This is a genomic window from Nocardia transvalensis NBRC 15921, assembly GCF_000308875.1.
Classification (GTDB): Bacteria; Actinomycetota; Actinomycetes; order Mycobacteriales; family Mycobacteriaceae; genus Nocardia; species Nocardia transvalensis.
Genome location: NZ_BAGL01000127.1, coordinates 80849 through 104330 on the forward strand (window position 1 = coordinate 80849; position 23482 = coordinate 104330).

Here is a 23482-nt window from a genome sequence, read left to right on the forward strand (position 1 = left end):
GACCATGACTTCGATCGTGCGCCGCGCCCCGTGGACCTTCTCCTGGCTCGCGCTGCTGCTGATCACGACCATCGTCCAGCATTCGGTGCCGCCCGGTGACCTGCAGCGCCTGCTGGGCGAGCGGTCCACCAATCTCCGGCATCTCGAATCGGATCCGCTGCACGTCCTCGTCACCAGCCTGTTGTGGATCGACGGCTATTTCTGGCTCCCCTACCTGCTGTTGTTCTGCGTCTTCCTGGCGCCGGCCGAACGCTGGCTGGGTGCGCTCCGGTGGGCGGTCACCGGCCTCACCGCCCACGTCCTGGCCACCTTTATCAGCGAGGGCATTCTGGCCTGGGCGATACGGCACGGCCATGCCGATCCCGGAATGATCGATGTGCGCGACATCGGTGTCAGCTATTTCCTCACCGGCATCATCGGCATTCTGACCTACCACATCGCGCGCCCCTGGCGATGGGCGTATCTGGCCGGCGTCCTGATGTGTCTCGGCCTTCCGCTACTCGTCCATCTCACTTTCACCGGTATCGGGCATTTCTCCGCGATGCTGATCGGGCTGGCCGCCTTCCCGCTCACGCGCGGGCGGACCGCGCCGCCCTGGAATCCCGCCGAGGCGTGGCGGCAGCGGTTTCACCGGGACGACCGCCCATCGGCATAGAGTCGTTGCTGGTCGACGACGGATCGACGTGGTTCGACCGCGGTCGCGACCCGCATCGGCTCGGGCGGTCGAGATCTGCGCCGAAGCCCGCGGCGGACCGCCTTCTCGGCCTCGACGACGACCGGGACGATCACTGCCCAGCCGAGGCAGGCGAGCCATTGCGGACCGGTCAGCGATGTCGTCATGAGGAGTTCCTGGAGGAATCCCAGTTCCACCGCGCACACGGTGACAATCGTTGGTATAGAGAGGATTTGGAGCGCTTTGAGTACGGGTGGGGTGAGGCCCGACTCCGGATCGCGGCGCATCACGAGCCCTGCGAAAATGGACCCGAGCGACAGCACCACGAACGCCATTGTCATCGGGACGTTCGCGACGGTCGTACTCATATCACCGGGGGCGAGGAGCATCGCGGCGAGCGTGACGCCGAACTGCAGGATGCCGTAGGCCAGCCACTGCACGAACGAATTCCTGTTGGCGATCTGCACGGCGGGATCCCGTGGCGGTTTGCTCATCAGGTTCGGGGCCGGCGGATCGGACATGATGACGGCGACCGGGAACAGGGTGATGAAGAAATGCTGGAACAGCACCATCAGCGGCGTCAGCGCCACACCCTCGTTGATGTCGAAAATGCTCGCGACGAGGAACAGCAGAACCAGCGAGAACAGCTTGCCCATCTGATAGCGGATGTAGGACACGATCTTGTCGTAGATGTTGCGGCCCAACCGAACCGCGGTGATCAAGGTCCCGAAGTTGTCGTCGGTGAGCACCATATTGCCCGCCTGTTTGGTGACCTCGCTGCCCGATCCCATCGCGACGCCGATATCGGCCTTCTTCAGCGCGGCGGCATCGTTGACGGCGTCACCGGTCATCGCCACCACCGCGCCGCCGCGCTGCAGGATGTCGACGATGCGTAATTTGTCCTGCGGTGTGACGCGGCCGAACACATGCAGATTCGGGAGTGCCGCCGCCAATTCGTCGTCGGTCATCGTCTGGAGTTCGGTGCCGCCGATCGCGCCCGGGGCGAGGCCCAGTTCGGCGCCGATCGCGGACGCGGTGATCGCGTGGTCGCCGGTGATCATCCGGATATCGATCCCCGCGTCGCGAGCGACGCGCACCGATTCGACCGCCTCCGGCCGCAGCGGATCGATGATGCCGACCATGCCGACGAACGTGAGTTCGTCGACGAACCACATGGGGTTGCCCCGCGCGGCCTCCTCCTGCCCGTCGAGCCGGCGCACGGCGAATGCCAGGACCCGAAGCCCCTTTTCGGACATCGTCCGGTTCGCGGCGGTCAGCTCCTCCCGGACGTCGTCGATCGGCACCGGCTGCCGACCCGGACGGAAGGCCGACGTGCACCGGGCGAGGACCACGTCGGGGCCGCCCTTGACCAATTCCAGGAATCGGGTCGTCCCGTCCACCTCGAGGTGGTGGAACGTCGCCATGAATTTGTACGCGGAGTCGAACGGCACCTCGGCGACGCGCGGATAGGTGCGCCGGGTGAGCGAGGCGTCGACGCCCATCTTCGCCGCGAGCACCACGAGCGCGGCCTCGGTGGGATCGCCGACGACCGCGCCGGATTCCGACACGGTGGCGTCGCTGTCCAGGCACAGCCCGTACGCGAGCAGCGTGAAATCGGGAACCCCGCCGCCCGCGGCCTGGGTGATCTTGCCCATGGTGCTGTATCCCTCGCCGTCCACCGTGTACCAGCGGGTGTGGAAATACAGCGACCGGACCGTCATCTGATTCATGGTCAGCGTGCCGGTCTTGTCCGAGTTGATCGCGCTCGTGGCTCCGAGCGTCTCCACGTCGGCGAGGGATTTGACCACGGCCTGGGCGTCGGCCAGCTTGCGCCCGCCGTAGGCCAGCATCGCCTGCACGAACGTCGGGAGTCCGGTCGGGATCGCGGAGACCGCGACGGAGATGCCCAGCAGGAGCAGGGTCGTGAAGTCCAGTCCGCGAATCACCCCGATGACCACGGTGATCGCCACCGCGGTCCACGCGATCGCGCCGAGAACCTTGGTGAGCGAACCCAATTCGCGCTGCAACGGTGACCTGCTCGGCGTGACGGCCGACAGCATCGACGCGATCCGGCCCATCTGGGTGTGCATGCCCGTCTCGGTCACCACCATGCTCGCGGTACCGCGGGTGACCGAGGTGTTCTGGAAGAGCATGTTGCTGCGATCGCCGAGCGGGACGTCGGTGGCGACGAGCGTCTCCGGATCCTTCGGGACCGGGGCGCTCTCGCCGGTCAGCGCCGCCTCCTGCGTCTCCAGGGTCGCCGAGGTGAGCAGCCGGCCGTCCGCGGGAACGACGTCGCCCGCTTCCACGTCGACGATGTCGCCCGGCACGAGTTCGGTGGCGTCGAGCTGGACCAGCGTTCCCGACCGGACGACGCGCGCCTGCGGCGTCTGCATCCGCGCCAGCGCATCGACACTGGCGCGGGCCTGGACCTCCTGCTGTGTCCCCAGCACCACGTTGAAGACGACGAGCACCGCGACCACGATCGCCGTGGGGATCTCGCCGATGATCAGGCTGATCACGACCACCGCGATCAGCATCAGGTTCATCGGATCCTTCAACTGCGTCAGCGCGATCGCCCAGACGGACGGCTCGGGCTCGGCGGCGATCTCGTTGGTGCCGTAGCGGCGCCGGCGTTCCTCGGCGTCACCGGGCGACAGCCCCGACCCGGCATCGGAGGTCAGAGCGGACACCACCACGGCGGCATCCTGTGCGTGCCAGGCGATCTCCATCGTCTCGGTGGTGAGCGCGGGCGCCCGGCCCGGTGCGGGTTGTGTGCGAGTCATGACGTTGCTCGGCTCAGTAGGGGGTCGGGATCCAGCGCAGCGGTTGCGCCGGCTGCTGGTAGCCGTCGGGGTCCTGCTGTTCCGGCAGCGTGATTTCGGGACGTTTCAAAGGCTCGTACGGGATCTGGCGCAACAGATGACTGATGATGTTGAGCCGTCCGCGCTTCTTGTCGTCGTTCAGTGCGACATACCAGGGCGCCCATCCGGTATCGGAGAAATGGAACATCTCGTCCCGCGCCCGCGCGTAGTCGTACCAGCGGCTGTAGGACAGCAAATCCAGGTCGGACAGCTTCCAGATCTTTCGCGGGTCGTCGATGCGGCTCTGCAAGCGCGCCGTCTGCTGTTCCTGACTCACCTCCAGCCAGTACTTCAGCAGGATCACCCCGGAATCGACTATCGCGCGCTCGAATTCGGGGATGAGGTGCAGGAATCGCTGTGCCTGCTCCTCGGTGCAGAACCCCATCACGCGCTCGACACCGGCACGGTTGTACCAGCTGCGGTCGAAGAGCACGACCTCCCCGCCCGCCGGAAAGTGCGGCACATACCGCTGGACGTACATCTGCGACTTCTCCCGCTCGGTGGGCGCGGGCAGGGCCACCGTCCGGAACACCCGCGGACTCACCCGCTCGGTGATCGCCTTGATCACCCCGCCCTTCCCCGCGGTATCGCGCCCCTCGAACACGACGCAGACCTTCGCCTCCGACGACTTCACCCACTCCTGCACCGCGACAAGCTCGGCCTGCAACGGCGTCAGCAGCCGCCGATATTCCTTGTTCTTCATCGGCGCGTCCTTCGCGCCGCTCTTCCCAGATTTCGACCCCACGACCGGTTCTCCCGTCGCTCTACGTTGTCGAGCACGGTCGGCCCATTAAGATGCACGGGGGTTGTCACCGTCGACGTCGGCCGTGGCGCAAAGCGCTTCATCGGTACCGACCAATTCCAATACGGTACACCGGGCACGCCGGTGCCGTTATACCCCTGTTGTCGCTCCCGGCGTGAATGAATCCGACCAGTCGCAGTTGTCGGATCGAGCCGAATTGTCGCGCAACAATGCAAACGACAGTAGGACAACTCACGGCTAAGGCTCGGTGTCACCGAGGGTGTTGATGTAGTCGCCGAATCGTGGGGTGGGCCGGATTTCGACACCGTCGTCACTCGGACGTACGGTAGCGGCCAGATCCAGGGACCCGTTGTGCCACAGATACACCCAGGAATTGATCGGCCACGGATCGTTCGCGGCGTGCGACACCGCCAAGTGGGCGAGGACGGTGACCGATCGGATCACCTCGAGCCCGGTCACGGGGTAGACGTACATACTTTCCTTGGCCGGCAGGATGAACACCGCTCCGTGCGGTCCGGTCACCGGGTAGTCGCCGAGCCAGCGGGCATGCGCGGTCAAGTACTCCGGTCCGGTGAGCAACGCGATCGGGGCGAGCCCGTCGGCCACGTCGACGTCGAATCGAGCGTACTGAATCTCCACGCCCCCGTCGGCATACACATTGCGATCAGCGAGGGCGAACAAATCCCATTCACCGATCGGCCACTGCGCCAGCATGTCGTAGGTGACCGGCGTGACGGTATGAATCCGATCGATCACCACACGCTGAATCAACCCGGGCGCAACGATCCGCCTCACCTCGTTACCGAGACCGCTTCCCGTGGAGTACAACCGGGTCCGAACCAGGTTCCGCATCACCCTGAAATCGGTGTAGTCGAGCGGACTCTCACGGTCGACCGCACCCTCGACCTCCCGCGTATCGAAGACATCATCGACCAGCGCCGGCCACTCCTCAACCTCCAGCGCCGCCGCCCGACGCCGCAGATTACCGAGAAACATCACGAACGTCGTCGGCCCCGACAACATCACCGCATCAGGCGCAGTGAGCCGGAAGGAGTAGCCCCGCCGCCGCGCCACCGACTCCACCACCGCCACCAGCCGATCCTCGTACATCCGCCGATCCCCCATCCTCCGCCACCCTGGCACGGACTCATCCGCGGCCCCGTCGCGTCATTGTGGACCAAAGCACCGACATCTCTTCAGCCACTGCCTCTACCGAATGCGGCCAGAGTCCGGCTTGATGTGCCGAGCCTCCACGAGTACCTGGTAAGCAACTCGCTTGCGCGGGCAGTCGTCGCGGTCACACGCTCTGTGCTGCTGCATGATTCGATGGGCTGCTGCGACCGTCACCGGGTACCCCGGCACCTCGTGCGTCAACTCCGCGGTCCAGAGGATTTGTGTCGGCGCGTCGCGGTCGTGTCGCTCGCACTCGCGTTCGGCACGAAGCAGCAAATACACGACGCCCCCAGCGACCACGAACAGCGCCGCGATCACCGACCAGCCCGTCCCGGTGCTCACACCTGCCCGACCTGACAGGGGAATGCCGTCCAGCGCGCGAAACTCATTCGGGGGCATGAGGTTTCGACGTCCACGATGCACATCAGTGCGTGCAGCTGCATAGCATCGAGATGGGCGGGCGACGGCGCAATCACGGCGTCGACATCAGCGGCGCGCACCTGGTCGACCAGCGGAAGCACAGACGGTCCGGGCCAGTACAGGCGATAGCCGAGTTGGCGTGCGAGCCTGCGGATGCGAGCGTCCTCCAGCTCCGACCACGAACTTACGGAAACATCTACCCATGCGAACGCAGTTGGATCTGCTCTCATTGTCCGTACCTCCCGCAGTCGTCGCTGATGCGCGCCCACCGCCGGGGAGCATTGACATCGACCGGGAGGCGTCATGGTGGGGCTGGTCGACGTGTTATCTCGGGACACCGAAACCCGGCAGCGGGGCTGAATCCGAGCCTTCCGGTTTCGGTACGGCTAATACGAGTACATCAGGGAGTAAAAGGGAGTAACTTGCCGCTCACATCGACCGGTACAGGGGGCGGGCCTATGGTGGAGGTCGAGTGGACAGCTCACGAGATTCGTGCGCTGCGGGCTACTTCGAAGATGAGCAGACCCGAATTCGCGCGTCTCATCGGGGTTACCAGGCGAACGCTGTCGCTGTGGGAGTCCGGCCGAACCGGACAGCCACGGGCAGCCAGTCGCCGCTTGCTCGACCACGTGCTCGCCAGTACGGACGCCGACACGATTGCTCGCTTCGACCAGAGGACCCGCTCGACTGCGCTCGTCCCGGAAAGAGAAGTGGAGGACGAGATGCAGCGACGGCAATTCCTCAGCGCGGTTGCTGCCGCAATCGCCGGAGGCCCTGACGCACTCGAGCACTGGCTTCCCCGATTGCCTGCCGCAGTTGCCGCGCTGCCAACCCGTGTAGGCGCGGCCGATGTGGCGCAGTTGCGGTCGATCACCGACGATCTCCGCCGAATGGCGAACCACCACGGCGGGTGTGCGGCAGTCGATGCCGCCTGTGGTGCTCTGTCGTGGAGTTCACAGCTTCTCCCCCGAGCGAGCACTCCGTCAGTACGCGATGACCTCTGCCTGGCCTTGGCCCACTTGGCGAACATCGCGGGCTGGGCTTGTCACGATGCAGGAAATCAGGAGCAGGCCCGTCGGTTGCTCGCGCAAGCGCTGACCTACAGCCGCAGCGTGGACAGCGCCGAAGCCGACAGCCTCACCGCGACCGGAATGTACGGGCTGGGACGCATCAGCCTGCACCAGCGCAAGCCGAAGGAAACGCTGTGGTTCGCCCAGCTCGGCCAAGTCGCCGCCCAGGGCGGCCGCGACCTCAGCGGATCCGCAAGACTCCACGCCACCGCGGCATGGGCATACGCGTTGATGGGACAGCACCGTCAAGTCGAAGACAGCCTCGATCGAGCCCACCACGAGATGTGCCGCGTCGACACCGCCACTCTGGAACCATGGCACCGCCTGTTCTTCACGCACGGTGACTTCACCGGCCACCGTGCCCTCGTCAGCCAGGTGCTGGCGACCTCGGACTCTGTGAACGCGCGCACCTACGCCGAGCGCGCAGCCGAGCTGGCCACCACCTCGCTGGCCGAATCAGGTCCCGACCGAGCGCCCCGCAGTCTCCTCTTCGACCGAATCGTCCTGGCCACAAGTCAACTCCTCGCACACGACGTCGACGCCGGCACCGCGACAGCGTTTCACGCGCTATCGGATGCAGGCGCGATCCGCAGTGTTCGAGCCGTCGAACGATTCGCCGAGGTCGGTACAGCGGCACAACCGTTCGTAAGTCGGCATTCGGGCGCGGACCAGATCGTCAGCGAGATCAAGGCCCTCATGCCATCAGACCATGACTGAACTCGCTCCCGACCGCGCCACAGAGCTGGCACGGGTGCTGCATCAGGCGTGCGACCTAGCCGGTCTCAGTGGTGCGGCCGAGGGCGCTGAGCTGTTGAAGTACACCAACAACGCCGTCTATCGACTCCCCCGAATCGCCACGATCGCTCGCGTGGGTATCGGCCCGATCGGCAGAACTCGGGCCACTCGGATCGTCACAGTTGCGCGATGGCTCGCCCACCACGACGCCCCCACGGTCCGGCTCGCTGATGCCGAACAGCCAGTCCTAATCGGCGACGACTACGCCGTGACATTCTGGCGCGAACTCGGGCGTCAGCCGCCGGAGAACGGCTGGACCGCAGCGGATCTCACTCGACCACTGAAAGAACTCCACCGCATCCCATTCACGGGAGCATCGATACCGTCGTGGGACCCGTTCTCGCCTGCCGAACAACGAATCGCTGCCGCCGACGGTGTCGACGCTGACGACCTCCACTGGCTCCAGACCGAATGGACCAAGGCCAGAACCCATTACGAGCAGCTGAACCCGACCCACGCAGTCGTCCACGGCGACGCACACACCGGAAACCTCCTCCGAACATCGACCGACCGCGTTGTCCTCGCCGACCTCGACAGCACCGGCATCGGCCCAAAAGCATGGGACCTCGTCGTAACCGCCGTAGGAGCAATACGGTTCGGGCGACCCGGGTTCTACACAGACCTCTCGAACACCTACGGCTGGGACATCACACGGACAAGCGAATGGCCACTACTCCGGCGAATTCGCGAACTAATCCTCGTCACCAGTGCACTACCAGACCTCCGACGCCGACCGCAGATGGCAGCCGAACACCAACACCGCCTCCACACCCTTCGACACGAAACACGCAACATTCTTTGGCATCCATACCGGTGATTACAGCGGATGCGTGACGGCTAAAGAGATATGCCCGTCCCAATTCACCGGAACCGCACCAGTACCCAAATCGGCGGGACTCTGAACGGAAGGCCAGATACAGATTATCTGTCACGGATCTCGAGGTACCGATAGGGCTTGTGTGTCGATCTCCGATGTTCCCGTTCGACCTATGGACGAGAGGGCCCGCCAAGGGCCCGGACAACCTATCCGAGCGAGGAAGAACATGACTATCACCGATCTCGATGTACTGCTCGGCTCCTGGGAACTCACCGGGCGCACCCGCAAGTCCGACCACGACGATGTCACCGGAGAGCTCACCACGACCTGGATCCTGAACGGCCAACTCCTACACCTCATCGGCAGTATGCGGATCGGTGAAACGGAGATCCACAGCCTCGAGGTGATCTGGCCCGACGAAACCACCTCGGGCTTCGCCGCGCACGTGTATTCCGGTTCCGGTGCCCCGTTGGACTACCACTGGAGCCGCGACGGGGACACCCTCATCCATGCTGGTCTCGGTATGACCTACACCGGCACCATCAGCCCCGACGGAGCCACGATCACCGGCATATGGCAGCCTGACCCGGACCGTCCGGATATGGCCGAGGCCGAATACCGCGCCACCATGCGCCGGGTCTCTCCGTAGGCCGCCGGTAACCGGCGGCCTACGAACGACCCGCCCCTGAGACCAGCCACACTGCTGAGCAAATCATCGGAAGTAGATGTAGTCCTGGACCCAGTGGAACCCTCGGTTGCGCAGGGTGAAGCTGTTCAGGTCTACACGTTCGAGGGTGATCACTACCGGGCTGTTGTGGAGGGTGCCGCGTAGGAGTAGCCGGTTCGGGGTGGGTTGTTCGTGAGACAGGGTCGCCAAAGGTGTTCGAGGGCCGGTGGATTCGCCTGTACTGAGTTCCAAAGTTCCGTTGGGCAAGAAGTTAACGACAGCGGGGATGAGATCGCCGTCCATTTCTTGGTAGGTCACCTGGCCGGGGGCGTCGAAAACCAGCCGTTGCCAACGAATTTCGTCGGTGGTCAGCGGAGGGCGCGGCTGGCCGTCGAGGGTGAAGTCACGGACGTCCCAGATGCCGTACAGCTCGGATTTGGGGCTGTCGGGACCGTACTGTTCCTGCCAGACCCTCCATCGGTCGGAAGCGCCGACCAGCGCGATCCATAGACCGAGCGACACCGTGATCCACAGCGCGATGCGGTTCTTCCGACCGTCGGTGAACAGCGCGGGTTGCGTCAGCGGCTCGCACGCGCGTTGCCGCACAAAGACATCGGCCAATCGCCGCAGGTACGGGGCTAGCAGGATCAGGCTGATCAGGAGCAGGTGCGAGGCGAGCAGTTTCTCCGGTATGTCGAACGACATGTTCATCAGGAGGATTTCCGCGGTGCTCGCCAGACTCAACGCCGCGCCGAGGACGGCGGTCCGAGGCACGAACAGCAACAGCCCGGCCACGACTTCCACTGCGCCGAGCGACATCTCGTACGGATAGGAGCTGCCGACCTGCAACCACAGCACCGAGGCCGGACTCATATCGCCGTACGGTTCCAGCAGCTGAGCGAGTCCGGGCGCCGGCATCTGGGTGGGAATCAGCTTGGCGAACCCGAAGCCGATCATCGTGCCGCCCAGCGATATTCGTAAGAACAGCGTAAACCAAGCCAGCAACCGGGGGTGCGCAGCACGACGGTCGAAGACGGTCCACACCGCGGCCGATACGACGGCGACGACAAGGACGCAGAACATCAGCACCCAGGCGGCTGTCTGGTCTCCGGCGCCGGAGTCCTGGTGCAACGCCGTGTCGACGCCGAAAACCGTTCTGCCCACCCACCCGGTGACGGGGTCCGTATGGGAGGTGATCCACCACCCGCTGTACCGGCGGAACCACGGCCCGAGAAGGCCGACCACCGTGAACGGGACGAAATTGAGGAGCAGGTTGTACAGCCCGAAATAGACGAGGCAGAATCGGAATGCGAAGCGCGTCAGCGGATGCCAGCGGGACTGTGTGGTGGCGGTGTCCTTCACTGCTGCCGCATCCTCGGGTCGTGGGTGGGGTCGGCGTACAGCGGCGGACAGCCGTACTCGGCTGCCTCGGGGCGTAGTTCGTAGTGCCAGGGTTCGTTGCGGTAGATCTGGCACAGCCCGTAAGCGGCCCCATATCTGGACAGCCACGCCGCGGCCGCGGTAGGCCCGATGTCGACCGCGTCCCCCGATACGTGCGCGGACGTGGTGGAATCGGCCACCCATCGAGCGGCCTCACGCGCCGAGCCGTACTTCGAGACCGCCTCGCGCAGTAGTTGTTCCTGATACTCCGCCGAACGCCAGCCGCTGTTGACGACGAACTCGACCCCGTCGTCCGCCGCGTCCGTCGCGGCGAGCCGGAGGGCGGAGCGCAATGCGGGATCGAGGTTGGCCACAGCCGGAATATCGTCGTCGAAGATCGTCACACCGCGAGGAACAGCGCCGTCGGCGAGAGATCCCGCCTCGCGATGCCGGTTACCGTGCGGAAGGTGGAGGGACCACCCGGTCGAGGACAGCGACTGGAAGGCGAGGAGACCGACAGGCGCCGCAGCGGCGATCACGAGGGCGGCGAGGGCGGCGGCCCCGCCCCGGCGACGCCCGGTTCGTGCTGGTTGACTCTGTTTCATGCCTTCAGTGAAGGCAGCGCGATGTTGCCGGGGCGTATGCGATTTTCGATATGCCCGCGATATGTCCCGATCGGCAGAATCGAGAGGCTATGCGTGTACTACTCGTCGAGGACGAACCCTATTTGGCGGAAGCCATCCGCGACGGCCTGCGCCGGGAAGCGATCGCCGCCGATATCGCCGGTGACGGCGACACCGCGTTGGAGCTGTTGAGCATCAACGCCTACGAGATCGCCGTCCTCGACCGCGACATCCCGGGCCCCTCCGGGGACGAGGTCGCCGCGCGCATCGTCGCCTCCGGCAGCGGCATGCCGATCCTGATGCTCACCGCCGCCGACCGGCTCGACGACAAGGCCTCCGGGTTCGAGCTGGGCGCCGACGACTACCTCACCAAACCCTTCGAACTCCGCGAACTCGTCCTGCGGCTCCGCGCGCTCGATCGCAGGCGCTCCCACAGCAGACCGCCGGTGCGCGAGATCGCGGGTCTGCGGGTGGATCCGTTCCGCCGCGAGGTCTACCGCGACGGCCGCTACGTCCCGCTGACCCGGAAGCAATTCGCCGTGCTCGAAATCCTCGTCGCCGCCGAAGGCGGTGTCGTCAGCGCCGAAGAACTGTTGGAACGAGCGTGGGACGAGAACGCGGATCCGTTCACCAATGCCGTGCGCATCACGGTGTCGGCTCTGCGCAAACGCCTCGGCGAGCCCTGGATCATCGGCACGGTGGCCGGCGTCGGCTACCGCATCGACACCGGGCGGGACGGAGCCGATCGTGAATAGACCGCCCGGCGTGAGCGTCCGGCTCAAACTCACCCTCAGCTACGCCGGATTCATCATGTTCGCCGGTACCTTGCTGCTCGCGGCCGTGCTGGTCTTCTACCTGTACTTCCTGCCCGCCGATTGGATGAGCACCACCGGCAACTTCTGGATCAACCGCTCGGCCCTCCTCCGCGCGTTCGCTCCGTTCATGGCCGTCGTACTGGCCTTCCTGCTGGTCTTCGGTCTCGTGGGCGGGTGGCTGCTCGCCGGCTGGATGCTCACCCCGCTGACCCGGATCACCGCCGCCACCCGGATGGCCGCGAACGGCTCACTCTCGCACCGGATTCGGTTACCGGGACGCGGCGACGAGTTCCGTGAACTCGCCGACGTCTTCGACACCATGCTCGCCCGCCTGGAGGCCCACGTCGCCGAGGAACAGCGATTCGCGGCCAACGCCTCCCACGAACTGCGCACACCCCTGGCCATCACGCAGACGCTGCTGGACGTGGCACGCACCGATCGCGACCGCGACACAGGCGAACTCGTCGACCGCCTGCACGTCGTCAACTCCAGGGCGATCGAACTCACCGAGGCCTTGCTGCTGCTCAGCCGGGCCGATCAACGGTCCTTCACCCGCGAACACGTCGACCTGTCCCTCCTCGCGGAAGAAGCCACCGAAACGCTGCTTCCACTCGCGGAAGAACAGGGCGTGACCCTCGACGCCTCCGGCCAGATGGCCCACACCATCGGCTCCCACGCCCTCCTGCTGCAACTGACCACGAACCTGGTGCACAACGCGATCGTCCACAACCTGCCGGAACAGGGCATCGCGTGGATCAGGACCAACGCTTACCCCGGTGCGGTGGAACTCACGGTCGAGAACACCGGCGAGCTACTAGACCCGCGGATCGTTTCCACACTGGTCGAGCGTTTCCAGCGCGGCACCGACCGTGTCCGCGGCCGGCACGCCGGTGCGGGCCTCGGCCTCGCCATCGTCAACAGCATCACCCAGGCACACGGCGGCACCCTCACCCTCACCGCCCGCCCCGCCGGTGGCCTGCGCGTCACGGTGCAGCTACCTGCGCAGTGAGGGGCGGTTTACGGGCGATAGTGATGCTGGCATTCTCGCGGCCATGTCTCGACAGTTTCAGGTTGTCATCGACTGCCACGATCCGGATGGGATGGCAGCCTTCTGGTCCGCGGCGCTGGACTACCGCATCGACTCGGTCCCGGAGGGCTACGACGGCTGGATGGAATACCAGATCGGTCAAGGCTTTCCGGAGGACGAAAGGGTCCGCTTCGCTACCGTGTACAACCCGCAAGGACCGGAGCGCGTGAGTTTCCTCGGGGTACCCGAATCCAAGACCGTCAAGAACCGGCTGCACCTGGACATTCAGGCGACCCTGCCGGACGACTCGATGGCACGCAAGATCGAACGGGTCGACGCACTGGTGGCACAACTCCGTGAAATCGGTGGTACCGCGCTGCGAACCGGCCGGGAGCGCGGCCAATACTTCGTGACCATGGCCGACGTGGAGGGCAACGAATTCTGCGTGCATTGAACCGTAGTGGGCCTGTCTTGGCACACTGATAACTCCTCTGACCTCCCCGTAGGCACGGGTTCACTGTGGTTTCCAATATCTCCAGTCGAGGGAGTAGATCGTGGTCTTCAAAGCGGTCTCCGCGTTCACCGTGTTCTTGACCAGGATGGTCACGGCGGCAATACCTTGGCGGCTGGTTCGGACACAGAGGAGATCGTTGACAGCCACATTGTCGACTGCGGGTGTTCGAGTCCGATCGGTCAGCGCGCGGTCGCAGTTTGCCGGGTTGGGCGGGGTGCCGGGTGGCAGTCGCGCTGTGAGCGCTCCGTTCGCGGCCGCGATGGACGTGTGATCCAGCGTGATGTCGGCGAGGCCGTCACCGTCCGGTCGCTGGTCGAGGGCGTCCAGGTCCACGGAGAAACCCGATGACGAGACCTTGCTGCCACGCTCGAATTCCGAAGTGGAACTCTGGCGGGGGCTCGGCGTAGTGGAACTCAGGGGAGAGTTTTCGGTGCTGGTTCCGGTTACGGTGCTGTAGATCCCGAATCCGGTGCCGCCACCGACGATCAGCAGAATCGCGATCACCGCGGCCAAGCCGCCACCACCGAAGTGAATCGATCCGATCTGGAATTTCCTGCTTTTGTCGATGGCGCCGGCGGCCGCATCTCCGTGGATACTGGTGTGCTTTCCGGTCGTCAGCGACGAGAGCTGTGCGGTCGGTCGGCCCAATGCACCGGCCACTGCCTGAGCGAATGACGCGTCACGGGTGAATTCGTCTGTCAAGACAGCGCTTGTCAGCTCACGCGCTGTCGAGTCCTCCGGTTCGGCGGACAATGCGTCCAAGGCGTGGGAGCCTGCGCGACTGGCCCGAAGGCGATCCGCAATGAGGGTGCCGATCGAATCCGAGACCTGGCCGGCAAACCTTTCGGCCAGCGCCGCAACGGCTTTGGAAGCAAGCTCGTCGATATTCATGGCTTCCCCCCGCCGCCCGCGCCAGTGAACTACGGGTTCAGAGGCTAGCACGGCGAAAAGCCGCAGAACTCGTTTCCGCCCGCATCAGGCACCACACCGGTTCGGGTAGACGCGGCCGCGACACGATGACTTCATGATGTGTGGCACTGGCCGCGGCCCGGACTAGGACCGGCTCAGCGTGGCCGCGTCGCTCTCCCATGAGAGCAGTGTCTGTTCCCACGTGCGGTGTATCCGGTCGAGGCCGGGGAGTCCGGCGCTCGCTCGGAAGCATGCGGTGGCGGTGTCTCCGTTGACAAGGAGGAGCACGCTCAGCGGAAGGCCTCCGAGGGTGGTCGTGATCGGATCGATCGCGGTGACGGGATCGCCGTGCAGCGCGAGGGGGTGACGCAAAACGACATTCGACACCGAGGTCGGAGCACGTCGGGGCGTCGAGAGAGCGGAAAACGTGGTGCGCATGAGCCATGCGGGCGTGCTGTCGAAGTTGCGGCGCAATGCTGCCCGGACGGTGGGTGACTTCAACGGCACGGTGGCGCTGACGGTGCCGGCCAGCCGTTGGTCGAAGGGGAGCGGCGTTCCGGGCAATCGGAGGTAGGAGATCGCTGTTCTGTTGCCCGCCAGTGCGACCTCGTCCGGGCGGCGGACGTTGGCCGACACCAGCAACGGCATGTCGGGCAGGTCGGCAGTTCCACGGATCTCGCTCTGCCAGCTCGCGAGCGCGTGGGCGAGCGCTGCGACATACACATCGTTGCGGGTGCAGCCGGAAGCGCGGGCGATGGAGGTGAGCGTACCGGTGGGCACGCGGCTCCATGCGAATCCGACCTCGTGTGTGGGCCGGGACTCGGGCAGGTCCCAGGTGCCCAGGCTCCGGAGGCTCCGCAGATCCGTTGCGGCGCACTGCATTCGCGTGCGCGCCGACGCGCGCGGATTCTGGGCGAAGCCGTGATATGCCGCCGACGATTCGCTCTCGGGGACACCGGGCGCGAACAGCGACTCCAGTGTTCGAAGCATTCCCGCGCCGTCCTGCACACTGTGGTGGACCAGATACAGCAGGGCGTATCGGTCCGGCGCGTAACCACGGAGCAACCACATCCGCCAGTGCGGAGCATCCTCCGGCAACGGAGTTTTCGCCAGCTCGACGACGACCTGCTCCAGATTTTCCTGGACAGGCACAACATATTCGGCAACGTGGCTGCTGAGGTCCACCTCGTCGACCACCGTCCAACGCCGCGCTCCCTGGGGCATCCATGCCGCCAAGGCCGGTAGAGCGGCCAGCCGGGTGCCGATGTAGTCCCGAATGTCACCGAGTTGCGGCGGTTGCCCGTCGAAGTGCAGAACTGCCCCGATATTCAGCTGAATTTCGGAAGAGACCAAACCACGTAACGTCCGATCCATTGCCGTAGTGGGCATGTCGAGGGTGCTCATCCTGCATTTCCCTTCAAATGTGCGGCTTCGGCGACATCACCGCGTCCACGGGAGTTTTCCACAGGGTCGGTGCGACCGCAACGCGCGGCAGTTGTAATTCGTTGCACGGCAGCCGATTCGCCGACTTCGTGTCTGCCGGGCGCGGGTTCGACAGCGTCACCGCCCGAGCAGCGGAGGGTGCTGGCCAGGCGACCGGCGACCTCGTTGATCCGCTGGGGAACAGGAAGATTGGCACAAGTACCGGCCGGACAGTAGGCTCCTCGGCACAGCACCAGCAGTTGTTCGGCGGCCGAAAGCGGGAATACGTGAATGCCCGCGTCCCCAGCAGACACGAATTTGCGGAGTTCCATTCTTGAATACAACACAGCCCCGGCCGGAAATCCCGGCCTGTCCGGTCGTCCACGGCTCACCGATAGCTTCCGAAGGTCCGCGGGTGCCGCTCCACTCACCGGAATTTGCCGCGGATCCGTATCGTGCCTACGACGAAATGCGCGGAAAGTACGGCTCTTTGGCTCCGGTCGAGCTCGCGCCGGGCGTGCCGGCCACATTGGTGGTCGGGTACGCCACCGCGCTGCGGATCCTCAACGATCCCGAGCACTTCCCCGCCGATCCACGCGTCTGGCAGCAGAACATCCCGGCCGACTGCCCGGTCCGGCCACTGATGGAGTGGCGCCCCAACGGGACTCGAAACGACGGAGCGGTCCTCCTGCGCTACCGGCAGGCAATCACCGCGAGTATCAAAGCGGTGGATCTGTACACGCTCGACGCCACCGTGGAGAAGATCGCCATCCCGCTGATCAACGCCTTTTGCCAGACCGGTGCAGCCGATCTGATCAGCCAGTACGCACTCCCGCTCGCATTCGCGGTCACCGATTCCATGCTCGGCTGCCCGCCGAAGATCGGACAGCGGGTCGCCTCAGGCATGATCGCGATGCTCGAAGGAATCGACGCCGAGAAGGGCAACGAGATGATCGCCGAGGGGCTGCTGGAACTGGTGGCCCTCAAACGGGCCCATCCCGGCAACGACATCACCTCGCTGCTGCTGCAGCATCCGGCCGAACTGGATGATCTGGAGATCATCCACCAGCTGACGAGCTTCTACGGCGGGATCGAACTGGAACAGAACCTGATCGGCAATACCCTGCTGCTGATCCTGTCCGACGAACGCTTCGGCGGAAGTGTCGTCGGCGGGAACCTGTCCACCCGCGACGCACTCGACGAAGTCTTGTTCAACAATCCGCCACTGGCGAACCAGCTCACCACCTATCCCCGTCAGCCGGTCCTTATCGACGACGTGTGGCTGCCTGCACACCAGCCGATTCTCATCAGCATGGCCGGCTGCAACAACGACCCCGCGATCCGGACCGAGAATCTCACGGGCAATCGCTCGCATCTGGCGTGGGGCATCGGACCACACGCCTGCCCTGCGCAGTCGCTGGCCTACCTGATTGCTCAGGGGGCGATCGATCAGCTTCTCGACGCGCTGCCCGAGGTCCGGCTGGCCATATCGGCCGACGTGCCGACCTGGCGGCCTGGTCCCTTCCACCGCGCCTTGGCAGCCCTGCCGGTCACCTTTCCCCCCTCGGCTCCGTTGAACGGCTGACCTGCGTACCCCGTTATGGGCGCCCTGATCGTGCGCACGCCCTGGCCGAATCGCCGGATGGAGGCGACAGGGCGGTGGCGGCCTACGGTCGGCGCAGGTGCCTGGGTGGCGTCCCGGATAGTTCCCGTTCGGCACAACGTTCCACGAGCCGGGGGGCAAAATCCCTCATGGCCGAGTTGGAGAACCGTTCGCGGAACTGCTCGACGGTTGCGGCAACGGTGGCCGAAGACGCCTCGGGATGATTGGCGGCGAGTCGCTCGATGATGGCGTTGATCTGCGCAGCCACGTTATTTTGCATGGCGATCCTTGTCTGGCCGACTTCTACGGTCCCGCATGTAGAACGGCTCACCCGCACCTTCGGCCTCTCTGACGGCCGGGCTACGCGGCGTCGCCGAACCGCCGGTGAATATACCACCATTCGGTGGGCCACCACATGGCGATACGTAGAATGAATACGACCAACCCGGCAGGCGTCTGGTTCCGGGTTACACATACCTTGGTGGCTCCAGCCGCATATGGCTGACGTTTCCGCGCGGAGCCGGAACTCGCCGGCGGCGGCTGACAGGATTGCTCGCGAAGACGGCGTTCTCGACGAGTTTGTGCCCGGCCGCTCGGCACGACGCAGTCGGAGAACGACACCTGGTAGGTGCCGGCCGACCGGAGGCCGATCATGTCCCATCGCCTGACCACGTGCGCGCCCGCGGTGCCGCGGGGCACCAGGACCGTGTGGTAGGCAGATCTTCACCGCACCGCCGGCTCACGAGGGCATCCAGCGGAAAGCACCGGGTTGCATTGCACCGCAACGTGATCGCTCGTGGAACGACCGCCCGATGCGATAGCGGACGACGAAGCGAAGTCGTGGACTGATCGAGTGGGCGCAGAGGGGTTCGAACCCCCGACCGCTGGTGTGTAAAACCAGTGCTCTACCGCTGAGCTATACGCCCGCGTCCGGCGCCGGGTGACCGGCGGGACGGAGTGCCGCGTAGTTGCGGCGGGTTACGAATCTAACGCAGCGAGGGCTTTCTCCCAAGCTGCCTGGTCACGGGGCTCGCCGGGGCCGTTCATCTCCGAGAAGCGGATGATGCCGTCCTTGTCTATGACGAAGGTGCCGCGGTTGGCGAAGCCGGATTTGTCGTTGAAGACGCCGTAGGTCTGGGCGACGGCGCCGTGGGGCCAGAAGTCCGACAGCAGGGGGAAGGTGTAGCCCTGCTCCGCCGCCCAGATCTTGTGGGTGGGCGGCGGGCCGACGGAGATCGCGAGGATCTCGGCGTTGTCGTTCTGGAACTTGGGCAGCTCGTCCCGCACCTTGCACAGCTCGCCCTGGCAGATTCCGGTGAACGCCAAGGGGTAGAACACGATCAGGACGTTCTTCTGCCCGCGGTAGTCGGACAGGCGGACTTCCTGGTTGTTCTGGTCCTTCAGCGTGAAATCCGGTGCGACCGTGCCCTCTTCGAGCGGCATGCGCTGTCCTCCTGTGATCGATGGCGGCGTCCGCGGTACGGGCGTGACTACACAGCAGGCAGCACGATCCCACCCCTGTTCCAGCGTAGTCGAACAGGCGGTCAGCGCTGCTTCGTGGGCGTCTTGGGCTGCATCAGCTTGGTCCCGGTCCACACACCGAGGCTGACGGGCGTGGTGGACGTCAGGCCCGCCGTGGGCGCCGACTCGGCGATCTCGCTGGGATCGACGTGGCCGGGCCGGCCGGTCTTGGGGGTGAGCACCCAGATGACACCGTCATCGGAGAGCGGGCTGATCGCGTCCATCAGCTCGTCGGCCAGATCGCCGTCACCGTCACGCCACCAGAGCAGGACGACGTCGACCACCTCATCGGTGTCTTCGTCCACCATCTCGGCGCCCGATACCTCCTCGATCTCCTCCCTCAGACCGTCGTCGGTGTCATCGTCCCAGCCCAGTTCCTGAATCACCATTCCGTGAGAAATGCCGAGCTGCTTCTGAGCGTTGTTCTGCGCGTCCGCCGCGGCGACCACGGTGGTGTCCTCCTCAACTGCCGACAGTAGATAGGTGCAAGCGAACATGGTTATCGGCCGCAGCGCAAGCCGATCCGCCCAAATACATCCCGAAATGTCGCGTAGCGCGGCGTCTCCCGGGGGTCCGGATCGGCTTCCGCCTCAGCGCGTCGGGCATGCGTTACGCACGGTGTTCAGCGTGTCGTTGACCCGCTTGCTGGCGTCGTTCAGCGGTCCGACGGGGGCGGTGTAGGTCATTTTGCGAGATTCGTCCGCCAGCGCCCGCGCGGCCACCACATAGTCGGTGAACTTCTGCGCCAGGTCGGCCGGTAGCGCGTCGCCGGAGGAGCTCACGCGGCCCTCCACGGTGCGCGCGGCGTTCTCGAGCGTCTCCGCGGCCGAGTCGCGCTTGGCGTCCTGATCGGGCGCGTTGGCGTCGTGGGCGTCGACGAACTCGTTGTACTTGGTCACCGCGACTCCGGAGAGGTCGCGGAACGGACTGCAGTTCTCGGTGATGGCCTTGTCCTGAGCGGCCGCCTTCGCCGAGGAGGTCGCCGCCGCCGAGGACGCCGACATCTCGGTCCGGAACGCGGCCGCATCCGTCTCGTTCACGGTAGCGGTACCGTGGACGCTGCTGGAGCAGCCGGCTATCACCAGTCCCGTGCCGACCGCGAAAGTCGCGCACGCCAACCCGAACCCACGTGGGTTCAGCAGTTTCATCTTCCTCCCCGCTTCTGACCTGGGCGGTGTCCATCCGACAGTGTTCGCGGTGGCGCACACCGCAGTTGCCTGGAGAACGGTACTGGATTTCCGGCTGACATGATGACCTGGGACGCATCATCGACAAGGATGTGAGATGCGCCCCATGACGTGAGTGACGGACGGCCCGCCCACCAGCGCGGCCGTCCGGGGTTAGAGCCATCAGCTTGTCCACCCCTGTACGAGGAGCTTTGATTTTGACAGACGTGATGCACCCGAAGTCGTCGAGTTCCACCGCCAACGGCGCTGCCGCCGACCCGGAGTCGGCACGCGCGCGGCCGGCTGGTGCACGTGTGCGTGTGATCCGCGAGGGGGTGGCGTCATACCTACCGGACATCGACCCGGAGGAAACCGGCGAATGGCTGGAGTCGTTCGACGAGATGCTCGATCGCGAGGGTCCCGGCCGTGCCCGCTACCTGATGCTGCGGCTGCTCGAGCGCGCCGGTGAGCGCCATGTCGCCATCCCCGCGCTGACCTCGACGGACTACGTCAACACCATCCCCACCGAGAACGAGCCCTGGTTCCCCGGCGACGAGGAGGTCGAGCGCCGCTACCGCGCCTGGATCCGCTGGAACGCCGCGGTCATGGTGCACCGCGCGCAGCGGCCGGGAATCGGTGTGGGCGGCCACATCTCGACCTACGCGTCGTCGGCGGCGATGTACGAGGTCGGCTTCAACCACTTCTTCCGCGGCAAGGACCATCCCGGCGGCGGCGACCAGATCTTCATCCAGGGCCACGCCTCCCCCGGCATCTACGCCCGCGCGTATCTCGAGGGCCGCCTCGGCGAGGATCAGCTCGACGGGTTCCGCCAGGAGTACAGCCACGGCGGTCCGGGCCACGGCCTGTCGTCGTATCCGCATCCGCGCCTGATGCCCGATTTCTGGGAATTCCCCACGGTCTCCATGGGTCTGGGCCCGATGAACGCCATCTACCAGGCCCGGTTCAACCACTACCTGCACGATCGTGGCATCAAGGACACCTCCGACCAGCACGTGTGGGCGTTCCTCGGCGACGGCGAGATGGACGAGCCGGAGTCGCGCGGCCTGATCCAGGTGGCGGCCAACGAGGGTCTGGACAACCTGACCTTCGTCATCAACTGCAACTTGCAGCGGCTGGACGGCCCGGTGCGCGGCAACGGCAAGATCATCCAGGAGCTGGAGTCGTTCTTCCGCGGCGCCGGCTGGAACGTCATCAAGGTCATCTGGGGCCGCGAGTGGGACGCGCTGCTGAGCGCCGACCGCGACGGCGCGCTGGTCAACCTGATGAACTCCACGCCCGACGGCGACTACCAGACCTACAAGGCCAACGACGGCGCCTACGTGCGCGAGCACTTCTTCGGGCGCGACCCGCGCACCAAGGAACTGGTGAAGGGCCTGTCGGATCAGCAGATCTGGAACCTCAAGCGCGGCGGCCACGACTACCGCAAGATCTACGCGGCCTACGCGGCGGCGCTGGCGCACCAGGGCCAGCCGACGGTCATCCTGGCCAAGACGATCAAGGGTTACGGCCTGGGCAAGCACTTCGAGGCCCGCAACGCCACCCACCAGATGAAGAAGATGACGCTGGACGATCTGAAGTCGTTCCGCGACGTGCAGCGCATCCCGATCTCCGACGAACAGCTCGAGGCCGATCCGTACCTGCCGCCCTACTACCACCCCGGCCAGGACGATCCGGCCATCCAGTACATGCTCGACCGGCGTCGCCAGCTCGGCGGTTTCGTCCCCGAGCGGCGCACCGCGCCCAAGCCCCTGCAACTTCCCGGCGACGAGCCGTACCGCACGGTGCGCAAGGGTTCGGGCAAGCAGAACGTCGCGACCACGATGGCGTTCGTGCGCCTGATGAAGGAGTTGCTGCGCGACAAGGAGATCGGCAAGCGGATCGTGCCGATCATCCCCGACGAGGCCCGCACCTTCGGGATGGACTCGTGGTTCCCTTCGTTGAAGATCTACAACCGCAACGGGCAGTTGTACACGTCCGTCGACGCGGAATTGATGCTTGCCTACAAAGAGAGCTCGGTCGGGCAGATCCTGCACGAGGGCATCAACGAGGCCGGATCGACCGCGTCGTTCACCGCGGCGGGCACCTCGTACGCCACTCAGGGCGAGCCGATGATCCCGCTGTACATCTTCTATTCGATGTTCGGATTCCAGCGCACCGGCGACGGGCTGTGGGCCGCGGCCGACCAGCTCGCCCGCGGCTTCGTGCTCGGGGCTACCGCCGGGCGAACCACGCTGACCGGTGAGGGACTGCAGCACAACGACGGTCACTCGCTGCTGCTGGCGTCGACGAATCCGGCGGTGGTCGCCTACGATCCGGCGTTCTCCTTCGAGATCGCCCACATCGTGCGCGACGGGCTGCGCCGCATGTACGGCGGCGGGCAGCCGGAGCCCGGCGTGCTGCCGGGTACGCACCCGCATCTGGCGAAGGATCCCTTCGGCGGTGAGAGCGTCTTCTACTACATCACCCTGTACAACGAGCCCTATACGCAGCCGGCCGAGCCGGACGACCTCGATATCGAGGGCCTGCTCAAGGGCATCTACCTGTACAAGCGCGGTGGCGAGGGCGATGTGCGCGCGCAGATCCTGGTGTCCGGCGTGACCGTGCCCGACGGCGTGCGCGCGCAGGAGCTGCTGGCCTCGGAGTGGGGTGTGCAGGCGGACGTGTGGTCGGTGACGTCGTTCAGCGAGCTGCGCAAGGAGGCGGTGGCCAAGGAGATCGCGGCGCTGCGCGATCCGGGAACCGATCCCGGCGTTCCCTATGTCACGCAGGTGCTCTCGCAGGCCCAGGGCCCGTTCGTCGCCGCCTCGGACTGGCTGCGCGCGGTGCAGGACCAGATCCGCAAGTGGGTGCCCGGCGACTACGTCACCCTCGGCACCGACGGATTCGGGTTCTCCGACACGCGTCCGGCCGCGCGCCGGGTGTTCAACGTCGACGCCCAGTCCATCGCGGTGGCGGCGCTGCAGGCGCTGGCCCGCGCGGGCAAGGTCGACAAGGCCGTGGCCGTCGACGCCGCGGCCCGGTACCGCATCGGCGATGTCGACGCCGCGGAGCAGTCCACCAGCGGCGAAGAACAGCTGGCGTGAGCGGACGGGACGCGGCTGGTCCCGGCCGAAAGCATGCCGGGACAACGAACTGGCATGCCGGGACAACGAACTGGCATGCCGGGATAACGGATGGGTCGGCCGCGTCCTATGTCATCTCCGCGAAACATCGCGCCGATATCGCAGCGCGACAGATTG

The 23482-nt window shown here is 65.6% G+C and carries 22 protein-coding genes and 1 tRNA gene; 9 read left to right on the plus strand and 14 right to left on the minus strand.

The genetic code is table 11. From position 1 onward, the window contains the following. The first annotated feature begins 4 nt into the window (after positions 1-4). Positions 5-655 carry a rhomboid-like protein gene (locus ON41_RS36195; RefSeq protein WP_051163302.1) on the plus strand — a complete coding sequence of 217 codons (651 nt, stop codon included), beginning with the start codon at positions 5-7 and terminating at the stop codon, positions 653-655. Here ON41_RS36195 and ON41_RS36200 read toward each other — a convergent pair. The 5 genes from ON41_RS36200 to ON41_RS43300 form a co-directional block, all read right to left on the minus strand. Further along, positions 628-3405 (minus strand): cation-translocating P-type ATPase, encoded by a 2778-nt coding sequence (locus tag ON41_RS36200; RefSeq protein WP_246462090.1) that lies wholly within the window; start codon positions 3403-3405, stop codon positions 628-630. The genes ON41_RS36195 and ON41_RS36200 overlap by 28 nt on opposite strands. A gap of 67 nt (positions 3406-3472) precedes the next feature. Beyond that, the gene (ppk2, locus tag ON41_RS36205) at positions 3473-4282 is read right to left on the minus strand and encodes a polyphosphate kinase 2 (RefSeq protein ID WP_040753369.1); all 810 of its coding nucleotides are present in this window, start codon (positions 4280-4282) and stop codon (positions 3473-3475) included. Between the two features lie 255 nt (positions 4283-4537). Then, positions 4538-5425 carry a hypothetical protein gene (locus ON41_RS36210; protein WP_157185753.1) on the minus strand — a complete coding sequence of 296 codons (888 nt, stop codon included), beginning with the start codon at positions 5423-5425 and terminating at the stop codon, positions 4538-4540. 84 nt (positions 5426-5509) lie between these two features. Continuing rightward, complete coding sequence (locus tag ON41_RS36215) at positions 5510-5815, minus strand: hypothetical protein (protein WP_040753374.1); 306 nt, start codon at positions 5813-5815, stop codon at positions 5510-5512. Further along, positions 5812-5994 (minus strand): hypothetical protein, encoded by a 183-nt coding sequence (locus tag ON41_RS43300; protein WP_246461705.1) that lies wholly within the window; start codon positions 5992-5994, stop codon positions 5812-5814. The genes ON41_RS36215 and ON41_RS43300 overlap by 4 nt, the downstream gene beginning before the upstream one ends. A 357-nt stretch (positions 5995-6351) precedes the next feature. On the opposite strand from ON41_RS43300, the gene ON41_RS36225 reads away from it, so the two are divergent. From ON41_RS36225 to ON41_RS36230, 3 genes are all read left to right on the plus strand, one after another. Further along, positions 6352-7680 (plus strand): helix-turn-helix domain-containing protein, encoded by a 1329-nt coding sequence (locus ON41_RS36225; protein WP_040753379.1) that lies wholly within the window; start codon positions 6352-6354, stop codon positions 7678-7680. Beyond that, a complete protein-coding gene (locus tag ON41_RS40920; RefSeq protein WP_083905885.1) occupies positions 7673-8575 on the plus strand; it encodes a phosphotransferase in 903 nt (300 codons plus the stop codon). Before ON41_RS36225 ends, ON41_RS40920 begins: the two co-directional genes overlap by 8 nt. Positions 8576-8801: 226 nt before the next feature. After that, positions 8802-9224 (plus strand): hypothetical protein, encoded by a 423-nt coding sequence (locus tag ON41_RS36230; protein WP_040753381.1) that lies wholly within the window; start codon positions 8802-8804, stop codon positions 9222-9224. A gap of 63 nt (positions 9225-9287) precedes the next feature. Here ON41_RS36230 and ON41_RS36235 read toward each other — a convergent pair whose 3' ends face one another. Further along, a complete protein-coding gene (locus ON41_RS36235) occupies positions 9288-10604 on the minus strand; it encodes a DoxX family protein (protein WP_040753383.1) in 1317 nt (438 codons plus the stop codon). Next, positions 10601-11227 (minus strand): M15 family metallopeptidase, encoded by a 627-nt coding sequence (locus ON41_RS36240; RefSeq protein ID WP_083905886.1) that lies wholly within the window; start codon positions 11225-11227, stop codon positions 10601-10603. The genes ON41_RS36235 and ON41_RS36240 overlap by 4 nt, the downstream gene beginning before the upstream one ends. Positions 11228-11316: 89 nt before the next feature. Between ON41_RS36240 and ON41_RS36245 the strand changes: the two genes are divergently transcribed. Genes ON41_RS36245 through ON41_RS36255 form a run of 3 tightly spaced genes read left to right on the plus strand, consistent with a single transcriptional unit; the run spans position 11317 to position 13541 of the window. Next, a complete protein-coding gene (locus ON41_RS36245) occupies positions 11317-12000 on the plus strand; it encodes a response regulator transcription factor (RefSeq protein ID WP_040753388.1) in 684 nt (227 codons plus the stop codon). After that, positions 11993-13069 (plus strand): sensor histidine kinase, encoded by a 1077-nt coding sequence (locus ON41_RS36250; RefSeq protein WP_085995914.1) that lies wholly within the window; start codon positions 11993-11995, stop codon positions 13067-13069. The genes ON41_RS36245 and ON41_RS36250 overlap by 8 nt, the downstream gene beginning before the upstream one ends. 43 nt (positions 13070-13112) lie before the next feature. Then, positions 13113-13541, plus strand: a complete 429-nt coding sequence (locus tag ON41_RS36255) for a VOC family protein (protein ID WP_040753391.1) — start codon at positions 13113-13115, stop codon at positions 13539-13541. Positions 13542-13601: 60 nt separating this feature from the next. Here ON41_RS36255 and ON41_RS36260 read toward each other — a convergent pair whose 3' ends face one another. Then, complete coding sequence (locus ON41_RS36260) at positions 13602-14492, minus strand: hypothetical protein (RefSeq protein ID WP_157185754.1); 891 nt, start codon at positions 14490-14492, stop codon at positions 13602-13604. A gap of 162 nt (positions 14493-14654) precedes the next feature. Beyond that, positions 14655-15914 carry a wax ester/triacylglycerol synthase domain-containing protein gene (locus ON41_RS36265; protein ID WP_083905887.1) on the minus strand — a complete coding sequence of 420 codons (1260 nt, stop codon included), beginning with the start codon at positions 15912-15914 and terminating at the stop codon, positions 14655-14657. Between the two features lie 433 nt (positions 15915-16347). On the opposite strand from ON41_RS36265, the gene ON41_RS36270 reads away from it, so the two are divergent. After that, the gene (locus ON41_RS36270) at positions 16348-17517 is read left to right on the plus strand and encodes a cytochrome P450 family protein (protein WP_373281382.1); all 1170 of its coding nucleotides are present in this window, start codon (positions 16348-16350) and stop codon (positions 17515-17517) included. Between the two features lie 82 nt (positions 17518-17599). On the opposite strand, the gene ON41_RS42075 is transcribed toward ON41_RS36270, so the two are convergent. The 5 genes from ON41_RS42075 to ON41_RS36290 form a co-directional block, all read right to left on the minus strand. Then, positions 17600-17815: a three-helix bundle dimerization domain-containing protein gene (locus ON41_RS42075; protein ID WP_157185755.1), complete on the minus strand. Its 216-nt coding sequence runs from the start codon at positions 17813-17815 to the stop codon at positions 17600-17602. Positions 17816-18389: 574 nt separating this feature from the next. After that, positions 18390-18461: transfer RNA gene (locus ON41_RS36275), tRNA-Val, on the minus strand. A gap of 52 nt (positions 18462-18513) precedes the next feature. Beyond that, entirely contained in the window at positions 18514-18978 is a 465-nt protein-coding gene (locus ON41_RS36280) for a peroxiredoxin (RefSeq protein WP_040753401.1), read from the minus strand. 101 nt (positions 18979-19079) lie between these two features. Beyond that, positions 19080-19505, minus strand: a complete 426-nt coding sequence (locus ON41_RS36285; protein WP_040753814.1) for a DUF3052 domain-containing protein — start codon at positions 19503-19505, stop codon at positions 19080-19082. Positions 19506-19646: 141 nt separating this feature from the next. Continuing rightward, the gene (locus ON41_RS36290; RefSeq protein WP_246829671.1) at positions 19647-20096 is read right to left on the minus strand and encodes an Rv2240c family protein; all 450 of its coding nucleotides are present in this window, start codon (positions 20094-20096) and stop codon (positions 19647-19649) included. 356 nt (positions 20097-20452) lie between these two features. On the opposite strand from ON41_RS36290, the gene aceE reads away from it, so the two are divergent. Further along, complete coding sequence (gene aceE / locus ON41_RS36295; RefSeq protein ID WP_085995915.1) at positions 20453-23326, plus strand: pyruvate dehydrogenase (acetyl-transferring), homodimeric type; 2874 nt, start codon at positions 20453-20455, stop codon at positions 23324-23326. Positions 23327-23482: the final 156 nt, after the last annotated feature.